The following is a 1,795-nucleotide window of genomic DNA, read 5'->3' as shown; positions in this document are numbered from 1 at the left end:
CCCCTGCATGTGACTATTATTTTTGCCTCATCAATTTCAAAGTTGAAATCTATTGACATTACAGGGACGGGATGGCAATAAGGTATCATTCCGGATGTGTTCTTTACTGCCATTGTTCCGGCTATTTTTGCAGTCTCTATAGTGTCCCCTTTTTTCACCCGGTTTTCCCGTATCAGCTTTATCGTTTCCTTATTGAGCTTTATGGTCCCGGTAGCCATTGCCTCCCTGCTAATAATGTTCTTGTCTGTAATATCTATCATAACATTAACATGCTGTTTTCATACTAAAATCTTTATGGCTTTACACAAAAATCTGGAGAAAGGAAGCCAGGGAGTTTATGATATGAATGAATTCCGGAAAATACAGGGACTCGTAGGTGCAGATAAGATATAAACAGAATAAAGCAACAATTGTTACATCAAAAGCAAATATAAATTTATAAACGCACATTCTATCTCCCCTAATGAGTCTGACACAATCAATGGCAAGATACAAAAAGGCATATAAAAATTACAGGCATATCATGCTTGATATTGCTACAAAGAAAGAACATATAAAGATTATAGCAAGAAATGGAAAAGATTCATTCTGGAACAGGCAAAAAACATATCTCTATGCTCTCTGCGTAGAAAACAGCCTTTGCAATGGAGATCTTGATTTTTTCACCTTTGAAAACTCTGTAGTCCCTGGATGCATGAATTTTAAGTACAAATCTGGCCAGCTATTTATGTGCAATATGGATCAGAACCATAACTTTCTCGGTACATTCGGCGCTAACGAATATGCATTTTTAAACGTACCAGAAGAGATAGTTCTTGATATAGGCAGCAAAGTTGGTGATTCTCCCATATATTTTACATTGAATGGGGCTAAAAATGTCATAGCCGTGCCTGAAAAATCTTTCTATGAAATATTATTAAAGAATGTAAAGGCAAATGACCTGGAAAATAGGATATCCGTATCCAGTGCAACATACTCTGGTGGTGAGAAAGACCTTTCTCTTAAGGAACTTACAGAAAAATATAAAATAGACAGTGGAGTACTGAAGGTTGATGGAGAAAATTCCATAAAGAAGTTAATATCAGAAGATAATCAGATACTTAAAATTTTTAAAAGGATTCAGGTATTGTTTGAAGGATCACCAGACGACATTGAAAAGAAGTTGCAGGACGCAGGATTCAAGACACACATAGAGAAAAGGGCATTGAAGGATGGCACAGATAACACAGGCTTTGTCTGTGCTGAATTATAATATTTTTTTATTTTAAGAAAGATTTTAAACTTATTGTAAATACACAATTGATGACCGGCAAGAGAAAAGCCATTTTTGTAGATCGGGATGGAACACTGAATTATGATAAGGGATACACTCATAACCTATCAGACCTGAAGATATATGATGATATTATACCTCTCCTGATGGACTATTATGAAAAAAATTTCCTCATCATTGTTATAACAAATCAGTCCGGAATAGGAAGGGGATACTACACCGTCGTGGAAATGGAATCATTCAACCGTGAAATTGCAAAGGAGCTTATATATAAAGGTATAAAGATAGAGGATTTCTTTTACTGTCCTCACACACCGGATCAGGGATGCAGATGCAGAAAACCGGAGACTGGACTAATTGAGGAAGCGGCCATAAAATATGATATTGATATAAGCAATTCGGTTGTCATTGGTGACAGGGAAAGCGTGGATGGGGAAATGGCCAGAAAACTTGGGATGAAATTTATAAAGGTGCATGGATACGATTAATTTTTAATTATATCAAATGCCCTGTTTTCAGGCT

Annotated in this window: 3 protein-coding genes; 2 read left to right on the top strand and 1 reads right to left on the bottom strand. The window is 36.2% G+C overall.

Annotation, left to right across the window (positions count from 1 at the left end; translation table 11 throughout):
• A partial coding sequence (locus tag AMDU4_RS09945; protein WP_290704966.1) for a cyclic pyranopterin monophosphate synthase MoaC occupies positions 1 to 260 on the bottom strand: 260 nt, incomplete at its 3' end.
• A gap of 203 nt (positions 261 to 463) precedes the next feature.
• Between AMDU4_RS09945 and AMDU4_RS09940 the strand changes: the two genes are divergently transcribed.
• Entirely contained in the window at positions 464 to 1,252 is a 789-nt protein-coding gene (locus tag AMDU4_RS09940) for a hypothetical protein (protein WP_290704963.1), read from the top strand.
• Between the two features lie 50 nt (positions 1,253 to 1,302).
• Entirely contained in the window at positions 1,303 to 1,761 is a 459-nt protein-coding gene (locus AMDU4_RS09935; RefSeq protein WP_021787850.1) for an HAD-IIIA family hydrolase, read from the top strand.
• The last annotated feature ends 34 nt before the right edge of the window (positions 1,762 to 1,795 follow it).

It is taken from the genome of Ferroplasma sp. Type II (assembly GCF_000496155.1).
This window is presented reverse-complemented; position numbering and strand designations above follow the sequence as displayed.

Coding starts and splice junctions, on each gene's coding strand:
- AMDU4_RS09940 (WP_290704963.1), top strand. CDS start 464: ATGAGTCTGACACAATCAATGGCAAGATACAAAAAGGCATATAAAAAT.
- AMDU4_RS09935 (WP_021787850.1), top strand. CDS start 1,303: ATGACCGGCAAGAGAAAAGCCATTTTTGTAGATCGGGATGGAACACTG.